Source organism: Burkholderia sp. HI2714, assembly GCF_002223085.1.
GTDB lineage: Bacteria > Pseudomonadota > Gammaproteobacteria > Burkholderiales > Burkholderiaceae > Burkholderia > Burkholderia lata_D.
Genome location: NZ_NKFM01000021.1, coordinates 129,697 through 155,274, shown reverse-complemented (window position 1 = coordinate 155,274; position 25,578 = coordinate 129,697). Strand labels below are relative to the sequence as shown.

Below are 25,578 nucleotides of genomic sequence, written 5' to 3'. Positions count from 1 at the left end.
GGGCCCGATTGTTCCTGTATCGCGCGCTCGGGTCAACGGTCAGTGTGCGCCGTACTTCAGGCGTGTCAATTGCTCCGCTTCGTTCGCGAGCAGATTGGCCGCGTCGCGAATCGCGACGTCGAGCGTGATCGGCCCGGGAGCCGGCGAGAAGCAGCCGGAAAAATGTTCGGACAGGCGCGGCAGCGCGGCCGGGTCGACCGCGCCCGACAGCAGCGCCGCCGGCACGCCCGCGGCTTGCGCATGGCGGCACGCGATGAACGGCGCCTTGCCGTGCAGCGTCTGCACGTCCGAGCGGCCTTCGCCGGTGATCAGCCAGTTGGCGCCGGTGAGCGCCGCATCGAGGCCGACCTGCCGCGCGACCACTTCGGCGCCCGCTTCGAACTGCGCGCCGAGCATGTGCAGCGCGAAACCGAGGCCGCCCGCGGCGCCGGCGCCCGGCAGGTCGCGGCTGCGACGGTCGAGCGCGGCTTCGAGGAGGTCGGCGAAGCGGGCGAGGGCGGCGTCGAGGGTGGCGACCTGCCCGGGCGTCACGCCTTTTTGCGGGCCGAACACGGCGGTCGCGCCGTGCGCGCCCGTCAGCGGGTTGTCGACGTCGGACATGCCGATGAATTCCGTTTCCTTCAGCCGCGGGTCGAGCCCCGACGCGTCGATGCGCGCGATGTCGGCGAGCCGCGACGGCACGGGCTCGACCGGCTGGCCGGCCGCGTCGAAGCACTGCAGGCCGAGGCCCGCGAGCAGCCCGGCGCCCGCGTCGTTGGTGCTGCTGCCGCCGAGTGCGACGAAGAAGCGGCGCACGCCTTCGTCGAGCAGCGTGCGGATCGCCTCGCCCATCCCGCGTGTGCTGCGTGCATCGACCGGCACGCTCATGCCGACCGGATCGGTAATGCCGACGATCTCCGCCGTCTCGACGATCGCGGTGCGCGCGTCGATCACGCCGACCGCCGCGTCGCGTGCCGCGAGCGACGCGCCGGCCACCCGCAGCGCGCGCCGCGTGCCGCCGCCCGCCAGCATCGCGTCGAGCGTGCCTTCGCCGCCGTCGGCCATCGGGCAGCAGCGCACGACAGCGTCGGGCCGGGCGCGGCGGATGCCGGTGGCGATCGCGTCCGCGACCTGCTCGGCGGAAAGCGAGCCTTTGAACGAATCGGGCGCGATGACGACGACAGGCGCGGACGGGTGTTGCGGCATGGTGTCTCCGGAAGGCGTGATTGGTGTGAAGAATGGTGGGGCCGCGACGGCGGCGACCCTTCAATTGGAGCTTACAGGATGGCGGGCCCGGGGTGGATACGGCGTTCGGCATAGCGGCGATCCGCTTGCATTGCCGTGCAAAGGGCTGTTGACGCGGCGCGGACGCACGCGCGTCGCGCCGATCTGGCGGTGTGATGAAAATTGTTTGCTAGAATAGTCGATTCTTCCGGCCAAAGCCGTGCTCCGAGCCGCTTGCGCTAGCCATCCGGCGCGTGCAGGGATGGCGTGGCGCTCCGGCGCGGCGAGTGGATGTGACACACATCACGCCGCAGGCAGGCACGGCAAGGAAAACCCGATTCGCTCGAATAATTTTAGGACGATTGAAGCCATGGCTAACGTTGTTGAGAACCTCGGCAAGCTTGAACGCCGCGTGACGATTTCCCTGCCGAAAGACACCGTGCAGAAGGAAATCGACGCCCGTATCCAGAAACTCGCGAAGACTGTGCGCATGCCGGGTTTCCGCCCGGGCAAGGTGCCGGTGAAGATGGTCGCGCAACAGTACGCGGGTCAGGTCGAGGCGGAAGTGCTGAGCGACAAGATCGGCCAGGAATTCTTCACGATCAGCCGCGCGGAAAACCTGCGCGTCGCTGGCCAGCCGAGCTTCGAGCCGAAGCAGGAGCAGGCTGAAGGTGCATACGCGTTCGACGCAACGTTCGAGGTGTACCCGGAAGTGAAGATCGGCGATCTGGCGACGGCTGAAGTCGAGCGCTCGACGACGTCGATCGGCGACGCCGAAATCGACCGCACGCTGGACATCCTGCGCAAGCAACGCGTGCACTACCACGCACGCGGCGAAGCCGGCGAGCACGGCGACGGCGGCGCGGACACCGCAGCCAAGGACGGCGACCGCGTGACGGTCGACTTCGTCGGCAAGATCGACGACGTCGCGTTCCAGGGTGGCACGGCCGAAGATTTCCCGTTCGTGCTTGGCGAAGGCCGCATGCTGCCGGAATTCGAAAAGGCTGCACTGGGCCTGAAGGCAGGTGAATCGCGCACGTTCGACCTGGCGTTCCCAGAGGACTACCACGGCAAGGACGTCGCGGGTAAGACGGCGCAGTTCACGGTCACGATGAAGAAGATCGAGTGGCCGCACCTGCCGGAAATCGACGCGGAATTCGCGAAGTCGCTCGGCATCGAAGACGGCGACCTCACGAAGATGCGCGCCGAGATCAAGGAAAACCTCGAGCGCGAAGCGAAGCGTCGCACGCAGTCGATCGTCAAGAACCAGGTGATGGACGCGCTGCTGAAGATCTCCGAACTCGACGTGCCGAAGGCGCTGATCGAGCAGGACCAGCAACGCCTCGTCGAAATGGCTCGCCAGGACCTGGCGCAGCGCGGCGTGCCGAACGCGAAGGACGCACCGATCCCGGCCGAGATGTTCACCGAGCAGGCAGAACGCCGCGTGAAGCTGGGCCTCGTGCTGGCCGAGCTCGTGAAGTCGAACGGCCTCGAAGCGAAGCCGGAACAGATCCGCGCGGAAGTCGACGAGTTCGCGAAGAGCTACGAAGACCCGAAGGAAGTGGTCCGCTGGTATTATTCGAACCAGCAGCGCCTCGCCGAGATGGAAGCGTTCGTCGTTGAAAGCAACGTCGTCGATTTCGTGCTGGGCAAGGCGAAGGTGACGGACAAGGAAGTGAGCTTCGAAGCACTCGCGAGCGCATCGGCGCAAGCGTAAGTGTTGCTCTAGCGGCGTGCCGGCTGTCGGAGCGACGGCCCGCACGCCGTTTTTACGTCAAGCGCACGGTTGCCATTAATATGGCGATTGAGCGGGCGGCTTCCTTCCGTTCAATTTTCCATTCGAACAAGGTTCATTGAATGATCACTCGCGCTGAATTGCTGGACATGCTTGCTTCGAACGCGCCGCAGGGTTTCGAGGCGCAAGCGCTGGGGCTGGTGCCGATCGTCGTCGAAACGAGCGGCCGCGGCGAGCGTTCGTACGATATCTACTCGCGTCTCCTGAAGGAGCGCCTGGTGTTCATGGTCGGCGAAGTGAACGACCAGACCGCCAACCTCGTGGTCGCGCAGTTGCTGTTCCTCGAGAGCGAGAATCCCGACAAGGACATCAGCCTGTACATCAACAGCCCGGGCGGGTCGGTGTCGGCCGGCATGGCGATCTACGACACGATGCAGTTCATCAAGCCGGACGTGTCGACGCTGTGCATGGGTCTCGCGGCCAGCATGGGTGCGTTCCTGCTCGCGTCGGGTGCGAAGGGCAAGCGTTTCGCGCTGCCGAACTCGCGTGTGATGATTCACCAGCCGCTCGGCGGCGCACGCGGCCAGGCATCCGACATCGAGATCCAGGCACGCGAAATCCTCTACCTGAAGGAGCGGCTGAACCAGTTGCTCGCGCAGCACACGGGCCAGGACGTCGAGCGCATCGCGCGCGACACCGACCGTGATAACTTCATGTCGAGCGAGGACGCGAAGGCGTACGGGCTGATCGATCAGGTGCTGTTGAAGCGCCCGTGAGCTTAAACGGGGTGCCGCCCCGATTCGGGCGGCGCCCTCAAACGTCCCGAGTGCCCTGAGCATCTGCGGCAAGCGCATCCAGCCGGCTCCGGTCGCGCCCTAGGCGCGGCGTCCGGAGCAATCGGCGTATCATGTCATTTACCTGTCCGGAGGCTCTACATTCATGGCGGACAAAAAAGGTTCGAACAGCGAGAAGCTGTTGTATTGCTCGTTTTGCGGGAAAAGCCAGCATGAGGTGAAAAAACTCATCGCGGGCCCGTCGGTGTTCATCTGCGATGAATGTATCGACCTCTGCAACGAAATCATTCGCGACGAGGCGGCTGCCGCCGGCGTCGAGGCCAGCCTGTCCCGGTCGGATCTCCCGAGCCCGCAGGAAATTCGCGACATCCTCGATCAGTACGTGATCGGTCAGGAGCGTGCGAAGAAAATCCTCGCGGTGGCCGTGTACAACCACTACAAGCGCCTGAAGCATCTCGACAAGAAGGACGACGTCGAGCTGTCGAAGAGCAACATCCTGCTGATCGGCCCGACGGGCTCCGGCAAGACGCTGCTCGCGCAGACGCTCGCGCGGTTGCTCAACGTGCCGTTCGTGATCGCCGATGCGACGACGCTGACCGAAGCCGGCTACGTCGGCGAGGACGTCGAGAACATCATCCAGAAGCTGTTGCAGAACTGCAACTACGAGGTCGACAAGGCCCAGCGCGGGATCGTCTACATCGACGAAATCGACAAGATCAGCCGCAAGTCGGACAACCCGTCGATCACGCGCGACGTGTCGGGCGAGGGCGTCCAGCAGGCGCTGCTGAAGCTCGTCGAGGGCACGATGGCGTCGGTGCCGCCGCAGGGCGGTCGCAAGCACCCGAACCAGGATTTCATCCAGGTCGACACGACCAACATCCTGTTCATTTGCGGTGGCGCATTCGACGGCCTCGAAAAGGTGATCACCGACCGTACCGAGAAAACCGGTATCGGCTTCGGCGCGACGGTCAAGAGCAAGCAGGAGCGCGACGCGGGCGAAGTGCTGCGCGAGACGGAGCCGGAAGACCTGATCAAATTCGGTCTGATCCCCGAATTGATCGGCCGCCTGCCGGTGGTCGCGACGCTCGGCAAGCTCGATGAAGCCGCGCTGATGAAGATCCTGGTCGAGCCGAAGAACGCGCTCGTCAAGCAGTATCACAAGCTGTTCGCGATGGAGCGCGTCGAGCTGGAGATCCGGCCGGGCGCACTGCAGGCAGTCGCCCGCAAGGCGATCCGCCGCAAGACCGGCGCGCGCGGTTTGCGTTCGATCATCGAACAGGCGTTGCTCGACGTGATGTACGAACTGCCGACGATGAAAGGGGTCAGCAAGGTCATCATCGACGAGAACGTCATCGATGGCGACGGCAAGCCTTTGCTGATCTACGAGGACACGCCGAAGGTGGCGGGTTCGAACTGACCGGCTTGCCGACGATGTTCTGCGAAAAAGGCCGTTCATGAGACCGTGGGCGGCTTTTTTTCGTTTATCTTGTGGGTAACTCTGACTCGACACGCGGTGGTTACTTTCTTACCGAATATTTCCCGCACTTGAAGGCTTGCAATTCGTTGTGGCGGCCTCAATTACCGAACAATTGATTCCACTCATGGGGAAATGAAATGTCAGGCACCCAACTTCTCCCGCCGGAACGCATCACGCTCCCGCTGCTGCCGCTGCGGGATGTCGTCGTTTTCCCGCACATGGTGATTCCGCTCTTCGTGGGCCGGCCGAAATCGATCAAGGCCCTCGAAGCAGCGATGGAAGGCGGCAAGCACATCATGCTCGTCGCCCAGAAAACCGCGGCCAAGGACGAACCGACCGAAAAGGACATGTACGAGGTCGGTTGTATCGCCAACATCCTGCAGATGCTGAAGCTGCCGGACGGCACCGTGAAGGTGCTCGTCGAGGGCCTGCAGCGCGCGAAGGCGTTGTCGATCGAAGAGCAGGAAACGCAATTCTCCTGCGAAGTGATGCCGCTCGAGCCCGATCATGCCGACAGCGCTGAAACGGAAGCGCTGCGCCGCGCGATCGTGTCGCAGTTCGACCAGTACGTGAAGCTGAACAAGAAGATCCCGCCGGAGATCCTCACGTCGCTGTCGGGTATCGACGAAGCGGGCCGCCTCGCCGACATGATCGCCGAGCGCCTGCCGCTTAAGCTCGACCAGAAGCAGCACATCCTCGAGATGTTCCCGGTCATCGAGCGCCTCGAGCACCTGCTCGCGCAGCTCGAAGCCGAGATCGACATCCTCCAGGTCGAAAAGCGCATCCGCGGGCGCGTGAAGCGCCAGATGGAAAAGAGCCAGCGCGAGTACTACCTGAACGAACAGGTCAAGGCGATCCAGAAGGAACTGGGCGAAGGCGAAGAGGGTGCGGATCTCGAGGAGCTCGAGAAGCGCATCAACGCCGCACGCATGCCGAAGGAAGCGAAGAAGAAGGCCGACGCCGAGCTGAAGAAGCTGAAGCTGATGTCGCCGATGTCGGCGGAAGCCACCGTCGTGCGCAACTACATCGACACGCTGATCGGCCTGCCGTGGCGCAAGAAGAGCAAGGTCAACAACGACCTGTCGAACGCCGAGCAGGTGCTCGACGAGGATCACTTCGGCCTCGAGAAGGTGAAGGAACGCATCCTCGAGTATCTCGCGGTCCAACAGCGCGTCGACAAGGTGAAAGCGCCGATCCTGTGCCTCGTCGGGCCCCCGGGCGTCGGCAAGACCTCGCTCGGCCAGTCGATCGCCCGCGCGACGAACCGCAAGTTCGTCCGGATGGCGCTCGGCGGCGTGCGTGACGAGGCCGAGATCCGTGGCCACCGCCGCACGTACATCGGTTCGATGCCGGGCAAGATCCTGCAGAGCCTCACGAAGGTCGGCGTGCGCAATCCGCTCTTCCTGCTCGACGAAGTCGACAAGATGGGCATGGATTTCCGCGGCGATCCGTCGTCGGCGCTGCTCGAAGTTCTCGATCCGGAACAGAACCACACGTTCGCCGACCACTACATCGAAGTCGACTTCGACCTGTCGGACGTGATGTTCGTCGCGACGTCGAACTCGCTGAACATCCCGCCGCCGCTGCTCGACCGGATGGAAGTGATCCGTCTGTCGGGTTACACGGAAGACGAGAAGGTCAGCATCGCCCAGCGTTACCTGCTGCCGAAGCAGAAGAAGAACAACGGGCTGAAGGAAGGCGAGATCGAGGTCACCGAGCAGGCGATCCGCGACATCATCCGCTACTACACGCGTGAAGCCGGTGTGCGTTCGCTCGAGCGGGAAGTGTCGAAGATCTGCCGCAAGGTCGTGAAGATGCTGCTGCTGAAGAAGGCATCGGGCGCGATCAAGGTCGACGGCGAAAACCTCGATACGTTCCTCGGCGTACGCAAGTACGACTTCGGCCTCGCGGCGAAGGAAAACCAGGTCGGTCAGGTGACGGGCCTCGCGTGGACGGAAGTCGGTGGCGATCTGCTGACGATCGAAGCCGCGGTGATGCCGGGCAAGGGCAACGTGATCCGTACGGGTTCGCTCGGCGACGTGATGAAGGAGTCGGTCGAGGCAGCACGTTCGGTCGTGCGCTCGCGCTCGCGTCGTCTCGGCATCAAGGACGAAGCGTTCGAGAAGCAGGACATCCACATCCACGTGCCGGAAGGCGCGACGCCGAAGGACGGTCCGTCCGCGGGCGGTGCGATGACGACCGCGCTGGTGTCGGTGCTGACGGGTATCCCGGTGCGTGCCGATGTCGCGATGACGGGCGAAATCACGCTGCGTGGTGAAGTCCTGCCGATCGGTGGCCTGAAGGAGAAGCTGCTCGCGGCGCATCGCGGTGGCATCAAGCTCGTGCTGATCCCGGAAGAGAACGTGAAGGATCTCGCCGAGATTCCGGACAACGTGAAGAACGCGATCGAGATCGTGCCGGTCCGCTGGATCGACAAGGTGCTGGAACTCGCGCTCGAGCGTTCGCCGACCCCGCTGCCGCCGGAAGAAGAGGCGAAGGCGGCGGCACCGGTCGCCGATGCGGCGAAGGATGCCGGCTCGACGGAATTCGTCAAGCACTAAGCATCGGGACACCGTCGTTCCTGACGGTTGTTCACGAAACCCGCGGCATGGCCGCGGGTTTTTTTATGCGTAGCCGAATCGTGTGCGCGGACGTTTAAAAAATTCGCGTCAGGGCTTTGCAAAATGATCGGGGATGAATTAAACTTGCGGGCTCGCTGGTTGTTGATGCCGAAACGCAGATCGCAGCCAGAACGAATCGGAAACGGGTGCTTAGCTCAGCTGGTAGAGCGGCGCCCTTACAAGGCGTAGGTCGGGGGTTCGAACCCCTCAGCACCCACCAGTTTCCTGATTCAGCCAGACCAAGGAGCGGTAGTTCAGTCGGTTAGAATACCGGCCTGTCACGCCGGGGGTCGCGGGTTCGAGTCCCGTCCGCTCCGCCAGAAAATGAAGAAGCCCGCCTTGTGCGGGCTTTTTCATTTGCGTTTCCGATTGTGCCCGCTGGCGGGCGCGTGACTGCGGAGTGGAGGAAGCTGCCTGCGCAGCTTCCGGCGGGACTCGAAGGGCTGCGCTTGCAAGCGCAGCCGCGGCCTGCAGGATGTAGGCGAGTCCCGTCCGCTCCGCCAAACAAACGAAAGTGCCCGCCTTGTGCGGGCATTTTCGTTTTGTGCGCCTGTTTGCCGCGCCGTACTCGCCCGCAGTACGTCTGCTTTTCTCCCGTCCCACCCCGTATGTTGTAATATCGGTCGTTTTGTCCAATTTTCCCGTCACGCATGCTCGATTTCTTCCGTAATCACCAGCGCCTGATGATGGCGCTCCTGCTCCTGATCGTGTTGCCGGGGCTGGGTTTCGTCGGGATCCAAGGCTTCCGCGGCTTCTTCGACGACAGCGCGAACGTCGCGGCAGTCAACGGGCACAAGATCACGCGGGTCGAATTCGACGGCGCGTTCCGCCAGCAGATCGACCAGGCGCGTCAGGCGCTCGGCGGGCAGTTCGACATCAAGATGTTCGATACGCCCGAGCACCGCAAGCAGGTGCTCGACGGCCTGATCCAGCAACGCGTGCTGGCCGACGAGACCCAACGTCTGCACCTGACCGCATCCGACAACGCGGTGCGCGACGCGCTGATGAGCGACCCGATGATCGCGTCGCTGAAGAAGCCCGACGGCTCGATCGACGTCGAGCGCTATGCGCAACTGCTGTCGTTCCAGGGGATGACGCCCGAACAGTATCAGGAGCGCGTGCGTTACAGCCTCTCGCTGCAACAGATTCCGGCCAGCATCGTGTCGAGCGCATTCACGCCGAAGAGCCTCGCGCAACGCCTGTCCGAACTCGCCGCGCAGCAGCGCGAAGTGCAGGCGCTCGTGCTGAAGACGAGCGACTTCGCCGCGAAGGTCCAGCCGACCGATGCGCAGCTCGCCGCGTACTATGACGCGCACAAGCAGAGCTTCGCGACGCCGGAGACCGCGACGATCCAGTACCTGGTCTATTCGCCCGCCGCAGCAGCCGCGAGCACGCAGCCGACCGATGCGGACATCAAGAAGTTCTACGACGACAACCCGACGCACTTCCGCACCGAAGCGCAGGTTCGCGTGAGCCACATCTTCATCGCCGCGCCGGGCAGCGCAAGCGCGGCCGACAAGGCAGCAGCGAAGACGAAGGCCGAGCAGCTGCTGGCCGACGTGAAGGCGCATCCGGACCAGTTCGCGCAGATCGCGCAGAAGAGCTCGCAGGACGCACCGTCGGCAGCGAAGGGCGGCGACCTCGGCTTCATCGCGCGCGGCTCGACGGCGGGCGGCAAGGCGTTCGACGATGCCGCGTTCGCGCTCAAGCAGGGCGACGTGAGCGGTGTCGTGCAGTCGGATCTCGGCTTCCACATCCTGAAGGCAACGGAAGTGAAGCCGGCCGCCATCAAGCCGTTCGCCGACGTGAAGGACCAAATCGCAGTCGCCCTGAAGCAGCAGTACGCATCGAAGGCGTTCACGGACAACGCGGAAGGCTTCACGTCCACCGTCTACGAAAAGGCGAAGACGCTGCAGCCGGCCGCGGACAAGTACAAGCTGACGATCCAGACGGCCACCGTCACGCCGACGCCGAATCCGCAGCTGCCGGCGACGAGCCCGTTGAACAATCCGAAGTTCCTGGCCGCCGTATTCGCGAACGACGCGGTGAAGAACCAGAACAACACGCAGGCGATCGACGTCGGCAACAACACGCTGATCTCGGCGCGCGTGACCGACTACAAGCCGGCCGCCGTGCCCGCGCTCGACGCGATCAAGGACGTCGTGCGCCAGAAGGTCGTTGCCGAACAGGCTGCGGAACTCGCGAAGAAGGACGGCGCGGCGAAGCTTGCCGAACTGCAGAAGTCGAAGTCGGCCGACGGGTTCGCGGCCGCGCAGAAGGTGTCGCGCACGCAGTCGCAGGGCCTGACGCCGGCTGCACTGAGCGCCGTGTACAAGGTCGATGCGAAGACGCTGCCGGCGTACGTCGGTGTCGATCTCGGCGCGGACGGCTACGCGATCTACCGTGTGAACGCGGTGATCCCGGGTTCGGCGGTCGATCCGCAGCAACTGGCCGCCGCGCAGCAGCAGATGGCGCAGGTCGACGCGCAGAGCGAAGGCGAAGCGTATCTCGCCGCACTGCGCGATCGCTCGAAGGTGAAGTTGTACGGCTCGACGGCCAGCCAGTCGCAGGACGGCGACAACTGAGCGTCGTTTCGCATGCAACAAAAAGCCCCGCTTCACGCGGGGCTTTTTGTTTTCCGGCGGGGCGGTATCGTCAGCCGCGCGGCTTGCCGAGCAGCGGCTTCAACGCGGGCCAGACGTTGTCGAGCAGAATGCCCTGCGCCTGCTGCGCGGGATGCATCTGGTCGGCCTGGAACATCTCGGGCTTGTTCTCGATGCCGGCCAGCAGGAACGGCACGAGCGGCACGCCGAGATCCTTCGACAGCCGCGTATAGACGGCGTGGAACTTCTGTGTGTAGTCGGGGCCGTAATTGGGTGGCACATACATGCCGACCAGCACGACCTTTGCCCGCGCCTGTCGCGCACCGGCGATGATGTCGCGCAGGTTTTGCTCGGTCGTGGCGAGCGGCACGCCGCGCAGCGCATCGTTCGAACCGAGCTCGACGACGACGATCGATGGCTTGAGCCGCTGCAGCACCGCAGGTAGCCGCGCGCGGCCGCCGCTCGTGGTGTCGCCGCTGACGCTGGCGTTCGCGACGCTATAATCGATTCGCTCGGTCGTGAGTCGTTGCCGCAGCAACGCCACCCAGCCGGAGTCGCGCGGCAGTCCGTATTCGGCCGACAGGCTGTCGCCGAGCACGACGATCACGGGCTGGCCCGATGTCGCGGCCGGCGTCGTTGCCGCGCGTGCCGGCACGGCGGCAGCGAGCAGGGTGCCCAGCAGCGCGGCGACCGCCGCGCGTCTTTTCCAGCGAAATGTCGTGTCCATGTTCAAGATTACCGATCCGATCATCGAAGTCCATGACGTATGCAAGCGGGTCGCCGATGCAACGGGCGAGCTGACGATCCTCGACGGCATCACGCTCGCCGTGCAGCCGGGCAGCAGCCTCGCGATCGTCGGTGCGTCGGGGTCGGGTAAATCGACGCTGCTCGGCCTGCTTGCCGGGTTGGACAGCGCGACGAGCGGCGCGGTTCGCCTGCTCGGTCGCGCGCTCGACCAGCTCGACGAGGATGCGCGTGCGGCGCTGCGCAACGGTGCAGTCGGCTTCGTGTTCCAGTCGTTCCAGTTGATGCCGCACCTGACGGCGCTCGAGAACGTGATGCTGCCGCTCGAGCTGCAGGGGGGCATCAGCGCGCGTGAAGCAGCCGATCGTGCCCGGGCGCTGCTCGTGCAGGTCGGTCTCGGCGAGCGCACCGCGCATTATCCGAAGCTGTTGTCCGGAGGCGAGCAGCAGCGCGTCGCGCTTGCGCGCGCATTCGTCACGCACCCGGCGATCCTGTTCGCCGACGAGCCGACCGGCAGCCTCGATGCGGCTACGGGCCATGCGGTCATCGACCTGATGTTCGAACTGAACCGCATGCATGGCGCCACGCTCGTGCTCGTCACGCACGATGTCGAACTCGCACGCCGCTGCGCGACGACCGTGACGATCGACGCCGGACGCATCGTCGAGCCGCACGCGGAGCAGCGCGGCACCTGAATTGAGCGGCCGGCCGCGCGGGCAGGGCTGCGCGGCCGGCATCTGCATGACGCCGATACCTCAGCGCATCAGCGCTTCAGCGCCGCGCGGGCGCGCTCGATCAGCGCGGTGGTCGACGAGTCGTGCTTGGCCGGATCGACCGACTCGGCCGTCAGGTCGGCTTCCACCACCTTGCCGAGAATCTTGCCGAGCTCGACACCCCACTGGTCGAACGGATTGATGTCCCACACCGTTGCCTGCACGAGTACCTTGTGTTCGTACAGCGCGATCAGCGCGCCAAGCGTGCGCGGCGTCAGCGCATCGACGAGCAGCGTCGTCGTCGGGCGGTTGCCGGGGAACGTCAGATGCGGCGCGAGCGCCTCTTTGCCCGGCCCCGCGACCTTGCGCGCTTCGTCGAGCGTGCGGCCGAGCATCAGCGCCTCGCTCTGCGCAAAGCAGTTCGCCAGCAGCTTCGGATGATGGCTCGCGAGCGGATGCTCGGGCGTCAGCACCGCGATGAAGTCGATCGGTACGATCGTCGGCCCCTGGTGCAGCATCTGGAAGAACGCGTGCTGGCCGTTGGTGCCCGGCTCGCCCCACGTGACGGCGGAGGTCGGGTAATCGACGAAGGTGCCGTCCAGGCGCGCGGATTTGCCGTTGCTCTCCATTTCGAGCTGCTGCAGGTACGACGGCAGGTAGTGCAGCGCTTCCGAATACGGTGCGACGAGATAGCTCTGCGAACCGAAGAAATTCCGGTACCAGATGCCGATCAGGCCGAGCAGCACGGGCAGGTTGCGCTCGAGCGGCGCTTCGCGGAAATGACGGTCCATGTCGTTCGCGCCGGCCAGCAGTTCGTCGAATTGCTCGGGGCCGATCGCGATCATGATCGACAGGCCGACTGCCGACCACAGCGAGTAACGGCCGCCGACCCAGTCCCACATTTCGAACACGTTGTCCGCGGCGATGCCGAACTTCACGACTTCGGCCGGGTTCGCCGACACGCCGACGAAGTGCTTCGCGAGCGCGTCCTCGGGGCAGCCGCGTGCGACGAACCAGTCGCGCAGCGAGCGTGCGTTCGTCATCGTCTCGAGCGTCGTGAACGTTTTCGACACGATGATCGCGAGCGTTTCCTCGGGATCGACCTGTTCGAGCACGCGTGCGAGATCGGCGCCGTCGACGTTCGACACGAAGTGCGTGGTGATCTCAGGCGTCGCGACGTGGTGCAGCGCATGCACGACCATCTTCGGCCCGAGATCGGAGCCGCCAATGCCGATGTTGATCACGTGGCGGATGCGCTTGCCGGTGTAGCCCGTCCACGTGCCGCTGCGCACGGCGCGCGCGAAGGTCGCCATCTTCGCGCGCTCGGCGCTGATCTGTGCGTGGAACGGCGCTTGCGGATCGGTCGCGCGCAGCGCGGTGTGCAGCGCGGCACGGCCTTCGGTCGGGTTGACGATCTCGCCCGCGAACATCGCGTCGCGGCGTGCTTCGACGCCCGCGTCGCGCGCGAGTTGCACGAGCAGGCGCAGCGTCTCGTCGTTGATGCGGTTCTTCGAGAAATCGGCCGCGAGGCCGCCGCCCGCGAGCGTGAAGCGTTCGGCACGCGTCGGCGCGTGGTCGTTTTCCGGCGCGAACCAGTCGCGCAGGCGAGCATGGCGGATTTGCTCGAAGTGGGATTGAAGGGCAGTCCAGGCGGGGAGCGAATTCAGCGTCATGGCGGTTCGAGTGAAGCGTGAATCGGGAGGAATGCCGCGCCGGCTCATCGGGATCGGAAGGCCGGCGGACGAGAGGGCCCGCCGTGCGGCGGGGCAGTCAGTATAGCGGCCTTATGTGTCGGCGCGCGGCGACGCGTAAAAAAGGCGATTGATCAGCGTGCGCACCATCGGCGCGAGTTCGCCGGCCGTGAGTCCGACCGGGCCGGTGCCGTGTGCGGTCAGCGTGTCGGCCGCGAGGCCGTGCAGGTACACGCCCGCCAGCGCCGCCTCGTACGGTGCGACGCGCTGCGCGAGCAACGCACCGATCAGGCCGCCGAGCACGTCGCCGGTGCCGCCCGTGGCGAGCGCCGCGTTGCCGGTCGGATTGATCGTCACGCGGCCGTCGGGCGCCGCAATCACCGTGCCCGAGCCTTTCAGCACGACACGCGCCGCATAACGAGTCGCAAGCGCCTGCGCGGCTGCGACGCGGTCGCGCTGGACCGTCGCCGTGTCGCTGCCGAGCAGCCGCGCGGCTTCGAGCGGATGCGGCGTCAGCACGCACGGATTGCCGCGCGTACCGCGCGTGGCGACGGCGGTCGCGAGATCCGCATGCGTCGCGACGAGGTTCAGTGCATCGGCATCGAGCAGCGTCACGGCATCGTGTGCGAGCACGTCGCGCACGAGCGTCGCCGCGGCCTCGCGCGTGCCCAGCCCGCAGCCGGCCGCGATGGCAGTCATCGCGTCGAGATCGAGGCCGTCGGCCGGATGCAGCATCAGTTCGGGGAACGGCGGGTCGTACGGCGGTGCGCCGGCGCCGAGGAAGCCGACGTGCACCTTGCCGGCACCGGCGAACAGCGCGGCGCGGGCGGCCAGAATCGGCGCGCCGCACATGCCCGTGTCGCCGCCGAGCACGGCGAGACTGCCGAACGTGCCCTTGTGGGACGCGAATGCGCGCGCGGGCAGGGCAGCGGCGAAGCGCGCAGGCGCGTTCAGCACGATGGCCGGCGTAGTGGGCGGCGCGACGTCGAGCGATGCGACGTCGATTTCGCCGGCGAGATCGCGGCCTTCACCCGTGTAGAGGCCCGGCTTCGCGGCGATGAACGTGAGCGTATGGGTGGCGGCGACGGCGACACCTGCGCCGACGATCTGGCCCGTATCGCTGTCGAGCCCGCTCGGGACATCGAGTGCGAGCACGTGGCCGCCGCTGCGCGCATGCGCGGCGATGCGCTGGGCCTGCTCGGCGAATGCGCCGTCGAGCGCGCGGCCGAGACCGATGCCGAACAGCCCGTCGACGACCCATGCATAGCCGTCCAGCGAAGCAGGCGGCGTGGCGGACAGCGGTACGCCGGCTGCGCGCGCGAGGCCGAGCGCCCATTGCGCGTCGTCCGGTTTTACCGGCACCGGCATCCACGCTTGCGTGGCGACGCCAAGCTGCTGGAGGTGAGCGGCGGCAACCAGCGCGTCGCCGCCGTTGTTGCCCGGGCCGACTGCGAACCACACGGGGCGGTCGTCGCCGGCCATGCGCTCGGACAGCCAGTGCGCGGCGGCGGTGCCGGCGCGACCCATCAGCGCATGCGGCGGCAGCGCCGCCGCGGCGTCGGTTTCGGCCGTGCGCAGGTCGGCGACGCGCAGCAGCGCGATCGGATCGGAGTCGGGGAGCGGATGGGTAACGGTCATCGCGGGGTCGTGGCGGCTGGCTAGGAGGCCGCCGGGAACGGGCCCGCGGCGGTCAGGTCGTGAAGCGCCCGGCGCGCAGTGCGGCGAGCGTGTCGGCGGGCCAGTGCTGCACGTCGCCGCCCAGATAGTCGGTCACCACTTTAGCAGACCCGCATGCGAGCCCCCAGCCGGCCGGACCGTGCCCGAAATTGACGAATACGCGCGGATGCGGGGTCGGACCGACGACCGGCAGGCCGTCCGGTGACAGCAGCTGCGTGCCTTGCCACGACAATGCGGCCGAGATCCGCGCGGCGCCGGGCACCCAGTCGTGGACGGCCTGGCCGAGCAGTGCGAGCGCGGCCTCGGACAGCGGCTCGGCGAGCGGCTTCGCGGTGTCGGGCAGGCTCTGCAGTACGGCGCCGCCGCCGACGCGCAGCCGCTGGTGGGTGCGCGTGATCGAGATCCGCTTGATCGAATCGATGACGTTCAGGTGCGGTGCGTGTTCTTCGTAGGCGACCGGCGCGGTGAGCGTATGGACGCGCACCGGGTGCAGCGGCAGGCGCCAGCCGAGCCGGTCGAGCAGCGGCAGGCTGCCGGCGCCGGCGGCGACCACGATCGCATCGGCGGAAATCACGTCGACCTCGCGTGCGTTCGACGCGCGCCGGTCGCCGGGCGGGACGAGCTCGACCGCGGCACGGCCGGTATCGACGCGGATCGCGGCGACTTCCGCGCCGAAGCGGAACTGCACACCATGCTCGTCGAGCGTCTGCTTGACCAGTTTCGCGAACAGCGGGCAATTGCCGGTACGTTCGGATTCGAGCAGCACGCCGCCGGCGAAGCCGGGCTCGGCCGGCACCGACGGCTCGAGCGCCGCGCATTCGTCGGCGGAGAGCAGGCGGTACGGCTGGTCGAGCGTGCGCAACAGGTCGAGCGCGGGCTGCATCGCCTCCCAGTCGCGCGGATCGCGCACCACGTGCAGGATGCCGGGCTTCTGTTCGAATTCGAGTTCGAGGCGCGTCTCGATGTCGGCGAGCGTGTCGCGCGATGCATCGATCAGCGGGCGCAGCCGCGCGTACTGGGCGGCGAACGCGTCGGGTTCGCGCAGCGTGCCGAGCTGCTTGACGAAGCGGCGCACGCCGCCGTTGAAGCCCGGCTTGTAGACGATGCCGCTGTCGCGCGGCTGGCGCTGGCGCATGAAGGTCGGGCCGAACCAGACGTCGAGCGGGCTCGGCAGCAGCGCGCCGCCGTCGCCGTAGGTCGCACCCTGCGCGACGGTGGCGTGACGTTCGACCACGCACACGCGATGGCCGGCCGCGCGCAACTGGTAGGCGGTGGCGACGCCGCTGATTCCGCCGCCGATGACGATGACATCCATGGATTGCTTCGATGACGGGCGGCGCGCGTGCGCCGCCCGGTGAGAATTCGCTGAGGGCCCCGGCCCGGTGAACCCGGAATGATAGCGCCAAAATCGCGGGAACCGGCGCCGGGCGAGCACGGACCGTGCAGCCGCGCCACGGCCGCCGGCTGCCGCGCCCGCGCGGGCGGCCCGGCGGGCGTGCCGTGCGCCGCGCACGCCGCGGCACCGTTGCGGTGCATGCAGGCTACCGATTGGCCGGTCTGGGGCGACCGACTTCCGGGTATAATTACGGCCTTCCTTTCGCCCCACGTCGCCACCTCGCGCGACTCATCGACGTCAGTCCAGCCCATGGCTCACTTCTCGTGTTTTCCCGGCGCTTCGGCCCTCTCCGATTTCCGTCAAACCCGTCTGCTCGACACGCTCAAGCAAATCGACGCCAACATCGTCGCGGTGCGCGGGCAGTTCCTGCACTTCGTCAATGCGGCCGAGCCGCTGTCGGCCGACGACAGCGCGCGCATCGACGCGCTGATGCACTACGGCGCGCCGTTCGAGCCGGCGGCCGAGAAGGGCACGGCCGAGACCTTCGTCGTGCTGCCGCGCTTCGGCACGGTCTCGCCGTGGGCGAGCAAGGCGACCGACATCGCGCAGCACTGCGGCCTCACGCAGGTGCGCCGCATCGAGCGCGGCGTCGAATTCACGGTCACGCTGAAGTCGGGCCTGCTCGGCGGCAAGAAGGCGCTGTCGGACGACGCGCGCGCAGCCGTCGCGGCCGCACTGCATGACCGCATGACCGAAAGCGTGGTCGCGGCACGCGACGACGCGAAGCACCTGTTCGACGAACTGCCGGCCAAGCCGCTCGCGAGCGTCGACGTGCTGGGCGCCGGCCGCGGCGCGCTCGAGCGCGCGAACGTCGAGCTGGGCCTCGCGCTTGCCGACGACGAGATCGACTACCTGGTCGACGCGTTCCGCAAGCTCGAACGCAACCCGACCGACGTGGAACTGATGATGTTCGCGCAGGCGAACAGCGAGCACTGCCGTCACAAGATCTTCAACGCGCAGTGGACGATCGACGGCGAGGCGCAGGACATGTCGCTGTTCGCGATGATCCGCAACACCGAGAAGCTGAACCCGCAGGGCACGATCGTCGCGTATTCGGACAACTCGTCGATCATGGTCGGCGCCGAAGCCGAGCGCTGGTTCCCGCGCAATACCGGCTCGGCCGGCGAACCGGGTGAGCGCTATGGCCGCCACACCGAGCTCACGCACACACTGATGAAGGTCGAGACGCACAACCACCCGACGGCGATCTCGCCGTTCCCGGGGGCGGCGACCGGCGCGGGCGGCGAGATCCGCGACGAAGGCGCGACGGGCCGCGGTGCGCGTCCGAAGGCCGGCCTCACGGGCTTCACCGTGTCGAACCTCGATCTGCCCGATGCCCGCCAGCCGTGGGAAAACGACCGTGACGCCGCGCAGCCGGTGGCCGAGCGCAACCCGAACGATGTGCACGGCCCGTACGGCCGCCCGGACCGCATCGCGTCGCCGCTGCAGATCATGATCGACGGCCCGCTCGGCGGCGCCGCGTTCAACAACGAATTCGGCCGTCCGAACCTCGGCGGCTATTTCCGCGTGTACGAGCAGAACGTCGGCGGGAAGGTGCACGGCTATCACAAGCCGATCATGATCGCGGGCGGCCTCGGCAACATCGCCGATCAGCATACGCACAAGCACGACGTGCCGGCAGGCTCGCTGCTGATCCAGATCGGCGGCCCCGGCATGCGGATCGGGATGGGCGGCGGCGCCGCGAGCTCGATGGCGACCGGCGCGAACACGGCCGAACTCGACTTCGACTCGGTGCAGCGCGGCAACCCCGAAATCGAGCGTCGCGCACAGGAAGTGATCAACGGCTGCTGGCAGCTCGGCGCGGAAAACCCGATCCTGAGCATCCACGACGTCGGCGCGGGCGGCCTGTCGAACGCGTTCCCCGAGATCGTCGACGGTGCGGGCAAGGGCGCGCGCTTCGAGCTGCGCAAGGTCGCGCTCGAGGAATCGGGCCTGTCGCCGCGCGAAATCTGGTCGAACGAGGCGCAGGAGCGCTATGTGCTGGCGATCGCGCCGGCCGACCTGCCGCGCTTCGAGGCGATCTGCGCCCGTGAGCGCTGCCCGTTCGCGGTGGTCGGTGTCGCGACCGACGAACGCCAGCTGAAGCTCGTCGACGACGAGGCGACGGGCGCCGACGAATACCCGGTCGACATGCCGATGGAAGTGCTGCTCGGCAAGCCGCCGCGCATGCATCGCGACGTCACGCGCGTGACGGCGGAGCGTGCACCGGTCGACGTGACGGGCATCGCATTGTCGACGGTCGCGGTCGACGTGCTGAAGCACCCGACGGTCGGCAGCAAGTCGTTCCTGATCACGATCGGCGACCGCTCGGTCGGCGGCACGTCGGTGCGCGACCAGATGGTCGGCCCGTGGCAGGTGCCGGTGGCCGACTGCGCGGTCACCGCGCTCGACTACGCGGGCTTCAAGGGCGAGGCGATGACGATGGCCGAGCGCACGCCGCTCGCGGTGATCGACGCGCCGGCATCGGGCCGCATGGCGGTCGGCGAGGCGATCACGAACATCGCGAGCGCGCCGATCGCGTCGCTCAACAAGCTGAAGCTGTCGGCCAACTGGATGGCGGCATGCGGCACGGCCGGCGAGGACGCCGCGCTGTTCGACACGGTCAAGGCGATCGGCATGGAGCTGTGCCCGGCGCTCGGGATCGGCATCCCGGTCGGCAAGGATTCGCTGTCGATGAAGACGAAGTGGGACGAGCAGGGCGTCGCGAAGGAAGTGGTGTCGCCGGTGTCGCTGATCATCTCCGCGTTCGCGCCGGTCGAGGACGTGCGCCGTCACCTGACGCCGCAACTGCGTCGCATCGCCGACGCGGGCGACAGCGTGCTGATCGCGATCGATCTCGGCCGCGGCAAGAACCGGATGGGCGGCAGCATCTTCGCGCAGGTCACGCAGCAGGTCGGCGACACGACGCCGGACGTCGACGATGCGGAAGACCTGAAGCGCTTCTTCAACGCGATCCAGTCGCTCAATGCGCAAGACAAGCTGCTGGCATACCACGACCGCTCGGACGGCGGCCTGTGGGCGACGGTGTGCGAAATGGCGTTCGCGGGCCACGCGGGCGTGTCGCTGAACGTCGACATGCTGACGCTCGACCCGAATCACGAATCCGACTACGGCGACGCGAAGGACTGGGCGAAGCAGACGAGCGGCCGCCGCGAGGATCGCACGCTGCGCGCGTTGTTCTCCGAGGAACTCGGCGCCGTCGTGCAGGTGCGTGCGACCGATCGCGACGCGGTGCTCGGCGCGCTGCGCGAGTTCGGCCTGTCGGCATGCTCGCACGTGATCGGCTCGGTCAACGATCGCGACGTGATCGAGGTGTACCGCGACGCGAAGAAGATCTTCGACGCACCGCGCATCGAACTCCATCGCGCATGGAGCGAAGTGAGCTGGCGCATCGCACGCCTGCGCGACAACCCCGCCTGCGCGGATGCCGAATACGACGCGCTGCTCGACGCGGCCGATCCGGGCATCTCGCCGGTGCTGAGCTTCGATCCGGCCGACGATATCGCCGCGCCGTTCATCGCGACGGGTGCACGGCCGCGCGTCGCGATCCTGCGCGAGCAGGGCGTGAACTCGCATCTGGAAACGGCCTACGCGTTCGACCGCGCGGGCTTCGATGCACACGACGTGCACATGAGCGACCTGCTCGCCGGCCGTGCCACGCTCGCCGATTTCGCGGGTGCGGTCGCATGCGGCGGCTTCTCGTACGGCGACGTGCTGGGCGCGGGCGAAGGCTGGGCGAAGACGATCCGCTTCAACGCGAACCTCGCCGACATGTTCTCGGCCTTCTTCGCGCGTCCCGACACGTTCGCGCTCGGCATCTGCAACGGCTGCCAGATGCTGTCGAGCCTCGCGTCGATGATCCCGGGCGCGGATGCGTGGCCGAAGTTCACACGCAACAAGTCCGAGCAGTTCGAGGCGCGCTTCTCGTTCGTCGAAGTGGAGAAGTCGCCGTCGATCTTCTTCGCGGGGATGGAAGGTTCGCGGATTCCGGTCGCGGTCGCGCACGGCGAAGGCTACGCGGACTTCTCGCAGCAGGGCGACATCGATCGCGTCGCGGTCGCGATGCGTTACGTCGACCACCGCGGCGAAGCGACCGAGCGCTATCCGTTCAACCCGAACGGCTCGCCGGCCGGCATCACGTCGGTCACGACGGCTGACGGCCGCTTCTCGGTGCTGATGCCGCACATGGAGCGTGTGCATCGTACGGTCGCGATGAGCTGGCACCCGGAAAGCTGGGGTGAAGCGAGCCCGTGGATGCGCGTGTTCCGCAACGCGCGCCGCTGGATCGGCTGATCGGGATGATGTTCGACCCGCACGCGCCAGTCGAGGTCGTCACGCTGCGCGATGAGCGTGCAAGCGAGGCCGACGCGATCGGCCGCGTGATCGTCGCCGCGTTCGCGGGCGAGCCGGAAGGCGGCCAGTTCGAACGGCGGATCGTCGATACGCTGCGTGCGGACGGTGCGTTGAGCGTCTCGCTCGTCGCGGAGCGCGACGGCCGCCTGATCGGGCACGTTGCGTTCTCGCCGGTGTCGATCGGCGGCGAGCCGTCCGGCAGCCAGGGCTGGTACGGGCTGGCGCCGCTCGCGGTGCTGCCCGGTTGCCAGCGGCAGAGCATCGGTGCGGGGCTGGTGCGCACGGGGCTCGACGCGTTGCGCCGGCTTGGCGCGCGCGGCTGCGTGCTGCTCGGCGAACCCGCGTACTACACGCGGTTCGGCTTTGCGCCATCCGGCGACATCGTGTTCCCGGGCGTGCCGCCCGAGTATTTCCTCGCGCTGTCGCTCGACGATTCGGCGCCGCGGCCGTCGGGTGACGTTCGCTATCACGACGTGTTCCATCCTGCGTAGCCTGCTGCGCTTGCGATGCGCGTGAATCCGGCACGGGTAAGGCCGCTCTTTGGAGCGGCCTTTTTCTTTTGCGGGGCTGCAAGCGCATCGTGACGCGTCCGCAGGCGGTGCGCGCGGGCAATAAAAAAGCCGCTCCGAAGAGCGGCTTTTCGATGCGCGTGCGGCGCGTGCCGGCGTTACTTGACAGTTGCCTGCTGGCGCAGACCTTCCTCGAACGCCTGCAGCTTCTGCTGCACGAGCTGTTGCGCGATCTGCGCCTTCACCTGCTCGAGCGGCGGCGGGGCGATGTCGCGGATGTCGTCGACACGGATGATGTGCCAGCCGAACTGGGTCTTCACCGGCGTGTCGGTCATCTGGCCTTTCTGCAGCTTCTGCGCCGCCGCCGCGAATTCCGGTACGTACGCCTTCGGGTCGGACCAGTCGAGATCGCCGCCGTTCTTGCCCGAACCCGGATCCTTCGAGTATTGCTTCGCGAGATCCTCGAACTTCGCGCCGGCCTTGATCTTCGCGATCAGGTCCTTCGCCTGCTGCTCGTCACTGACGAGGATGTGGTGCAGGTGGTATTCGCGATTGCCGCCGGCGCCCTTGACGAGGTCGTCGTAGCGCGCCTTCACTTCGGCGTCGGTCGGCTGGTTCTTCTTCAGGAAGCTCTCGATCATCGAGCGCAGCACGACGGTCTGCTGCGCGACGGCGACCTGCGCCTTCACGTCCGGACGGTTCGGGATGCCTTCGCGGATCGCTTCCTGCATCAGGATTTCGCGGTTCACGAGTTCCTGGCGCACGGCCTGCTGCAGTTGCGGGCTGTCGGTCTGGCCTTGCTGGACGAGCTGAGCAACCATCGCGTCGGCGCGCGACTTCGGAATCGGCGTGCCGTTGACGACGGCGATGTTCTGGGCAAATGCCGGTGCCGCTGCAAAAGCAGCCGCCGCGACCCACAGGCGGGGGGATTTCAGGATCATCGGGAATTCCTAATGAGACTAGATTGAAGATTCGTTGAATTCTTCGGGCGTGTAAGCCACGATCGCGAGCGCGTGAACGCCGCGCTGCATCGCATCAGCGAGCGCATCATACACCAGCCGGTGCCGCGCGACGCGCGGCTTGCCGGCGAAGGCGGCCGACACGATCGTGACCGTGAAGTGGCCGCCGGCGGACGCGCCGGCGTGGCCCGCGTGCTGCGCGCTGTCGTCGCGCACGGTGAGCGACAGCGGGGCGAGCGCCGCGGTGAGGCGCGCTTCGATCAGCGCGATGCGTTCGTCGGGCGATGCGTGGAGAAAGGCGTCCGTCATGTCACTCGTCCTTCAGGTATTTCGTGAGCCACAGGCTCTGCAGGATGATGAATACGACCATCGCGCCCGTCGTGCCGAACAGCTTGAAGTTCACCCATTGCGATTCGGTGAAGTTGTGCACCACGTACAGGTTCGCGACACCGAGCACCGCGAAGAACAGCGCCCAGGCGACGTTCAGCTTGTCCCACACGGGGTGCGGCAGCGTGAGCTGCTTGCCCATCATCTTCTCGATCAGGTTGTTGCCGAACGCATAGCGCGCGGCGAGCAGCCCGATCGCAAACAGCCAGTACAGCACAGTCGGTTTCCATTGAATGAATTTCTCGTCATGCAGGACGAGGGTGGCGCCACCGAAAACGACGATCACGCCGAGGCTGACCCACAGCATCGTGTCGACCTTCCGGTGCCGGAAGGCAACCCAGGCGACCTGGGCCAGCGTCGCGACGATCGCGACGGCGGTGGCGGTAAAGATGCCCCAGACCTTGAAGGCGGCAAAAAACAGGATGATCGGAAACAGATCGAACAGGAATTTCATGGCGCTCGCAGCTGCGTGAAAGGCCGCTTGCGCGGCCTTTCACCGTTGTAGGGACCCGCCAGGCACCGCCGGAGCGGATCGGGGCGGTGGCGCGAGGGGCGCCCCGCGGATCCGCCCGGCGCCGCTCATTCGTTTTCGGGTCGGGACTCGAAGTTTAACGCAGCCGAATTGATGCAGTACCGCAAACCGGTCTTGTCGCGCGGGCCGTCCTCGAAGACGTGGCCGAGGTGCGCACCGCAGTGGTTGCAGCGCACCTCGACGCGCACCATCCCGTGCGAGTAGTCGACCTTTTCGTCGATCACCTCGCCGTTGAGCGGCTTGAAGTAGCTGGGCCAGCCGCAGCCCGAGTGGAACTTGGCGCCGGACTCGAACAGCGGCGTGCTGCAGACGACGCATTTGTAGATGCCGTCGTCTTCGGTGTCGGTGTATTCGCCGGTGAACGCACGCTCGGTTGCCGCATGCTGCGTGACTTCGTACTGCATCGGCGTGAGCCGGCGGCGCAGCTCGGCGTCGTCCTTCTCGTACGGGAAGGTCTTGTCGTCTGAATCGTGGGACATGTGGGGTTCTCCTGATCGGTCGGTCGATACGCGCGGGTCGGGGCTCAGGACGAGCAGCTCACTTCGAGCGACCCGGCCCAGTCGGGCGGCAACGCCGCGTACGCTTCATGCTCCGGTTGTTCGTCGAACGGGCGGCGCAGGATCTGCGCGAGCCGCTCGACTTCCGAAAAATCCTTTTCCTTCGCGCGCCGGATCGCGACTTCGGCCAGATGGTTGCGCAACACGTATTTCGGGTTCACGCGGTTCATCGCGGCGGCACGTGCCGCGTCGTCGCGTGTTTCCTCGGACAGCCGCGCGCGGTAGAGGTTCGCCCACGCATCGAACGCGTCGCGGTCGATGAACAGGTCGCGCACGGGCGCGTCGCGGCTCGCGTCGTGCTTCGAGATCTGCGCGAGCCGGCGGAACGTCAGCGTGAAATCCGCGTGGCTCGCATGCATCGTCTCGAGCAGCTTGTTGGCGAGCTCGGCATCGTTCTCGCGTTCGAGCGCCAGGCCGAGCTTCGCGCGCATCGCACGTTCGAGCGCGGGGCCGAAGCGTTCCGGAAACTTAGCGAGCACGGCCTGCGCGTCCTCCACCGCACGCTCGGCGCGCGCGTCGTCGTCGGCGATGCCGTGCTGCAGCCCGATCAACGGCAACAGCGCCTGCGCGAGGCAATAGCAGTTCCAGTGCGCGATGCGCGGCTGCATCCGGTATGCGTAGCGGCCGCTCGTATCCGAGTGGTTGCAGATGTGGTTCGCGTCGAACGCGTCGACGAAGCCGAACGGGCCGTAGTCGATCGTCACGCCGAGGATCGACATGTTGTCGGTGTTCATCACGCCGTGGCAGAAGCCGACGGCCTGCCACTGCGCGACGAGGTCGGCCGTGCGCAGCGTCGCGGCTTCGAGCAGCGCGAGGTACGGATCGTCGACGCGGCGGCAATCCGGATAGAAGCGGTCGATCACGTGATCGGCGAGCTGGCGCAGCTGGTCGGGGCGATCGTTCGAGAAGAAGTGCTCGAAGTGGCCGAAGCGCACGAAGCTCTCCGACACGCGCGTGACGACGGCCGACGTCTCGATCTCCTCGCGCACCACCGGCTGGTCGGAACCGATCACCGTCAGTGCGCGCGTGGTCGGGATGCCGAGGTGATGCATCGCTTCCGAGCACAGGAATTCGCGGATCGACGAGCGCAGCACCGCACGGCCGTCACCCATCCGTGAGTAAGGCGTGCGACCGCTGCCTTTCAGCTGCAGCTCGTAGCGGCGGCCGTCCGTGCCGGTGCGCTCGCCGATCGTCAGCGCGCGGCCGTCGCCGAGCTGGCCGGCCCACACACCGAACTGGTGGCCGGAATACACCGATGCATACGGCATCGCGTGCGCGGGCCAGTCGCGCGTCGGGTTGCCGGCGAACAGCTCGGCGAAGCCGGGCTGCGCGGCGATCGACGGCGGCAGGTCGAGTAGTTGCGCGACTTCGTCGGAAAAGCCGACGACGTACGGCGTGGCAAGCGGCGCGGCCGGCAGCCGCGTATGAAACGCGTCGCCGAGCGAGACGAACGCGCCAGTGCCGGGCTCGCCGAGCGTGGCGGCGAGGTCGGGGAGGGTGTCAGCCGCATCGGCTGCGCTTCGGGAAAACGACATGTTGAGCGCCTCTGGGTAAGCCGATATTGTAAGACGGCGCCGCGCCGCCCGCATGGTGGCCCGCGCATCGT

General features: G+C 66.7%; 18 protein-coding genes and 2 tRNA genes. 10 read left to right on the top strand and 10 right to left on the bottom strand.

Annotated elements, in window-relative coordinates:
* Window positions 1-39 precede the first annotated feature (39 nt).
* Window positions 40-1,185 (bottom strand): glycerate kinase, encoded by a 1,146-nt coding sequence (locus tag CFB82_RS10820; protein ID WP_089484117.1) that lies wholly within the window; start codon window positions 1,183-1,185, stop codon window positions 40-42.
* 388 nt (window positions 1,186-1,573) lie between these two features.
* Here CFB82_RS10820 and tig point away from each other — a divergent pair, with 388 nt between their 5' ends.
* From tig to CFB82_RS10785, 7 genes are all read left to right on the top strand, one after another.
* Window positions 1,574-2,920, top strand: coding sequence for a trigger factor (tig, locus tag CFB82_RS10815; RefSeq protein WP_089445816.1), 1,347 nt, complete (start codon window positions 1,574-1,576; stop codon window positions 2,918-2,920).
* Window positions 2,921-3,060: 140 nt separating this feature from the next.
* Window positions 3,061-3,714, top strand: a complete 654-nt coding sequence (gene clpP, locus CFB82_RS10810; RefSeq protein WP_010092137.1) for an ATP-dependent Clp endopeptidase proteolytic subunit ClpP — start codon at window positions 3,061-3,063, stop codon at window positions 3,712-3,714.
* A 163-nt stretch (window positions 3,715-3,877) separates the two neighbouring features.
* Window positions 3,878-5,149: an ATP-dependent Clp protease ATP-binding subunit ClpX gene (gene clpX, locus CFB82_RS10805; RefSeq protein WP_006489345.1), complete on the top strand. Its 1,272-nt coding sequence runs from the start codon at window positions 3,878-3,880 to the stop codon at window positions 5,147-5,149.
* A 197-nt stretch (window positions 5,150-5,346) separates the two neighbouring features.
* Window positions 5,347-7,770 (top strand): endopeptidase La, encoded by a 2,424-nt coding sequence (gene lon / locus CFB82_RS10800; protein WP_011352361.1) that lies wholly within the window; start codon window positions 5,347-5,349, stop codon window positions 7,768-7,770.
* A 204-nt stretch (window positions 7,771-7,974) separates the two neighbouring features.
* Window positions 7,975-8,050: transfer RNA gene (locus CFB82_RS10795), tRNA-Val, on the top strand.
* A 23-nt stretch (window positions 8,051-8,073) separates the two neighbouring features.
* Window positions 8,074-8,150, top strand: a tRNA-Asp gene (locus CFB82_RS10790).
* A gap of 330 nt (window positions 8,151-8,480) precedes the next feature.
* Window positions 8,481-10,415 carry a SurA N-terminal domain-containing protein gene (locus CFB82_RS10785; RefSeq protein ID WP_089484116.1) on the top strand — a complete coding sequence of 645 codons (1,935 nt, stop codon included), beginning with the start codon at window positions 8,481-8,483 and terminating at the stop codon, window positions 10,413-10,415.
* A gap of 70 nt (window positions 10,416-10,485) precedes the next feature.
* Here CFB82_RS10785 and CFB82_RS10780 read toward each other — a convergent pair whose 3' ends face one another.
* Window positions 10,486-11,160: an arylesterase gene (locus CFB82_RS10780; RefSeq protein ID WP_069248214.1), complete on the bottom strand. Its 675-nt coding sequence runs from the start codon at window positions 11,158-11,160 to the stop codon at window positions 10,486-10,488.
* Between CFB82_RS10780 and CFB82_RS10775 the strand changes: the two genes are divergently transcribed.
* The gene (locus CFB82_RS10775) at window positions 11,159-11,872 is read left to right on the top strand and encodes an ABC transporter ATP-binding protein (RefSeq protein WP_089484115.1); all 714 of its coding nucleotides are present in this window, start codon (window positions 11,159-11,161) and stop codon (window positions 11,870-11,872) included. The two genes, CFB82_RS10780 and CFB82_RS10775, sit on opposite strands and share 2 nt — an antisense overlap.
* 68 nt (window positions 11,873-11,940) lie before the next feature.
* On the opposite strand, the gene pgi is transcribed toward CFB82_RS10775, so the two are convergent.
* From pgi to CFB82_RS10760, 3 genes are all read right to left on the bottom strand, one after another.
* Window positions 11,941-13,563, bottom strand: coding sequence for a glucose-6-phosphate isomerase (gene pgi / locus CFB82_RS10770; RefSeq protein WP_089484114.1), 1,623 nt, complete (start codon window positions 13,561-13,563; stop codon window positions 11,941-11,943).
* 111 nt (window positions 13,564-13,674) lie between these two features.
* The gene (locus tag CFB82_RS10765) at window positions 13,675-15,219 is read right to left on the bottom strand and encodes an NAD(P)H-hydrate dehydratase (RefSeq protein WP_089484113.1); all 1,545 of its coding nucleotides are present in this window, start codon (window positions 15,217-15,219) and stop codon (window positions 13,675-13,677) included.
* A gap of 52 nt (window positions 15,220-15,271) precedes the next feature.
* Entirely contained in the window at window positions 15,272-16,573 is a 1,302-nt protein-coding gene (locus tag CFB82_RS10760) for an FAD-dependent oxidoreductase (RefSeq protein ID WP_089484112.1), read from the bottom strand.
* 330 nt (window positions 16,574-16,903) lie between these two features.
* Between CFB82_RS10760 and purL the strand changes: the two genes are divergently transcribed.
* On the top strand, window positions 16,904-20,968 hold the full coding sequence (gene purL / locus CFB82_RS10755) for a phosphoribosylformylglycinamidine synthase (protein ID WP_089484111.1): 4,065 nt from the start codon (window positions 16,904-16,906) through the stop codon (window positions 20,966-20,968).
* Window positions 20,969-20,973: 5 nt separating this feature from the next.
* Entirely contained in the window at window positions 20,974-21,519 is a 546-nt protein-coding gene (locus CFB82_RS10750; RefSeq protein ID WP_089484190.1) for a GNAT family N-acetyltransferase, read from the top strand.
* A 176-nt stretch (window positions 21,520-21,695) separates the two neighbouring features.
* Here the strand turns inward: CFB82_RS10750 and CFB82_RS10745 are convergent, their stop codons facing one another.
* From CFB82_RS10745 to CFB82_RS10725, 5 genes are all read right to left on the bottom strand, one after another.
* Entirely contained in the window at window positions 21,696-22,478 is a 783-nt protein-coding gene (locus CFB82_RS10745) for a peptidylprolyl isomerase (RefSeq protein WP_069248208.1), read from the bottom strand.
* An 18-nt stretch (window positions 22,479-22,496) separates the two neighbouring features.
* Entirely contained in the window at window positions 22,497-22,805 is a 309-nt protein-coding gene (locus CFB82_RS10740) for a BolA family protein (RefSeq protein ID WP_089484110.1), read from the bottom strand.
* Window position 22,806: 1 nt separating this feature from the next.
* On the bottom strand, window positions 22,807-23,337 hold the full coding sequence (locus tag CFB82_RS10735) for a septation protein A (RefSeq protein WP_011352350.1): 531 nt from the start codon (window positions 23,335-23,337) through the stop codon (window positions 22,807-22,809).
* 125 nt (window positions 23,338-23,462) lie between these two features.
* Window positions 23,463-23,894, bottom strand: a complete 432-nt coding sequence (gene msrB / locus CFB82_RS10730) for a peptide-methionine (R)-S-oxide reductase MsrB (RefSeq protein WP_046545914.1) — start codon at window positions 23,892-23,894, stop codon at window positions 23,463-23,465.
* 44 nt (window positions 23,895-23,938) lie between these two features.
* A complete protein-coding gene (locus CFB82_RS10725) occupies window positions 23,939-25,507 on the bottom strand; it encodes a protein adenylyltransferase SelO (RefSeq protein WP_089484109.1) in 1,569 nt (522 codons plus the stop codon).
* Between the last annotated feature and the right edge of the window lie 71 nt (window positions 25,508-25,578).

Excerpts from the sequence above, each read along its gene's own strand:
- CFB82_RS10820 (WP_089484117.1), bottom strand. The coding sequence starts at position 1,185 with ATGCCGCAACACCCGTCCGCGCCTGTCGTCGTCATCGCGCCCGATTCG.
- tig (WP_089445816.1), top strand. The coding sequence starts at position 1,574 with ATGGCTAACGTTGTTGAGAACCTCGGCAAGCTTGAACGCCGCGTGACG.
- clpP (WP_010092137.1), top strand. The coding sequence starts at position 3,061 with ATGATCACTCGCGCTGAATTGCTGGACATGCTTGCTTCGAACGCGCCG.
- clpX (WP_006489345.1), top strand. The coding sequence starts at position 3,878 with ATGGCGGACAAAAAAGGTTCGAACAGCGAGAAGCTGTTGTATTGCTCG.
- lon (WP_011352361.1), top strand. The coding sequence starts at position 5,347 with ATGTCAGGCACCCAACTTCTCCCGCCGGAACGCATCACGCTCCCGCTG.
- CFB82_RS10785 (WP_089484116.1), top strand. The coding sequence starts at position 8,481 with ATGCTCGATTTCTTCCGTAATCACCAGCGCCTGATGATGGCGCTCCTG.
- CFB82_RS10775 (WP_089484115.1), top strand. The coding sequence starts at position 11,159 with ATGTTCAAGATTACCGATCCGATCATCGAAGTCCATGACGTATGCAAG.
- CFB82_RS10780 (WP_069248214.1), bottom strand. The coding sequence starts at position 11,160 with ATGGACACGACATTTCGCTGGAAAAGACGCGCGGCGGTCGCCGCGCTG.
- pgi (WP_089484114.1), bottom strand. The coding sequence starts at position 13,563 with ATGACGCTGAATTCGCTCCCCGCCTGGACTGCCCTTCAATCCCACTTC.
- CFB82_RS10765 (WP_089484113.1), bottom strand. The coding sequence starts at position 15,219 with ATGACCGTTACCCATCCGCTCCCCGACTCCGATCCGATCGCGCTGCTG.
- CFB82_RS10760 (WP_089484112.1), bottom strand. The coding sequence starts at position 16,573 with ATGGATGTCATCGTCATCGGCGGCGGAATCAGCGGCGTCGCCACCGCC.
- purL (WP_089484111.1), top strand. The coding sequence starts at position 16,904 with ATGGCTCACTTCTCGTGTTTTCCCGGCGCTTCGGCCCTCTCCGATTTC.
- CFB82_RS10750 (WP_089484190.1), top strand. The coding sequence starts at position 20,974 with ATGATGTTCGACCCGCACGCGCCAGTCGAGGTCGTCACGCTGCGCGAT.
- CFB82_RS10745 (WP_069248208.1), bottom strand. The coding sequence starts at position 22,478 with ATGATCCTGAAATCCCCCCGCCTGTGGGTCGCGGCGGCTGCTTTTGCA.
- CFB82_RS10740 (WP_089484110.1), bottom strand. The coding sequence starts at position 22,805 with ATGACGGACGCCTTTCTCCACGCATCGCCCGACGAACGCATCGCGCTG.
- CFB82_RS10735 (WP_011352350.1), bottom strand. The coding sequence starts at position 23,337 with ATGAAATTCCTGTTCGATCTGTTTCCGATCATCCTGTTTTTTGCCGCC.
- msrB (WP_046545914.1), bottom strand. The coding sequence starts at position 23,894 with ATGTCCCACGATTCAGACGACAAGACCTTCCCGTACGAGAAGGACGAC.
- CFB82_RS10725 (WP_089484109.1), bottom strand. The coding sequence starts at position 25,507 with ATGTCGTTTTCCCGAAGCGCAGCCGATGCGGCTGACACCCTCCCCGAC.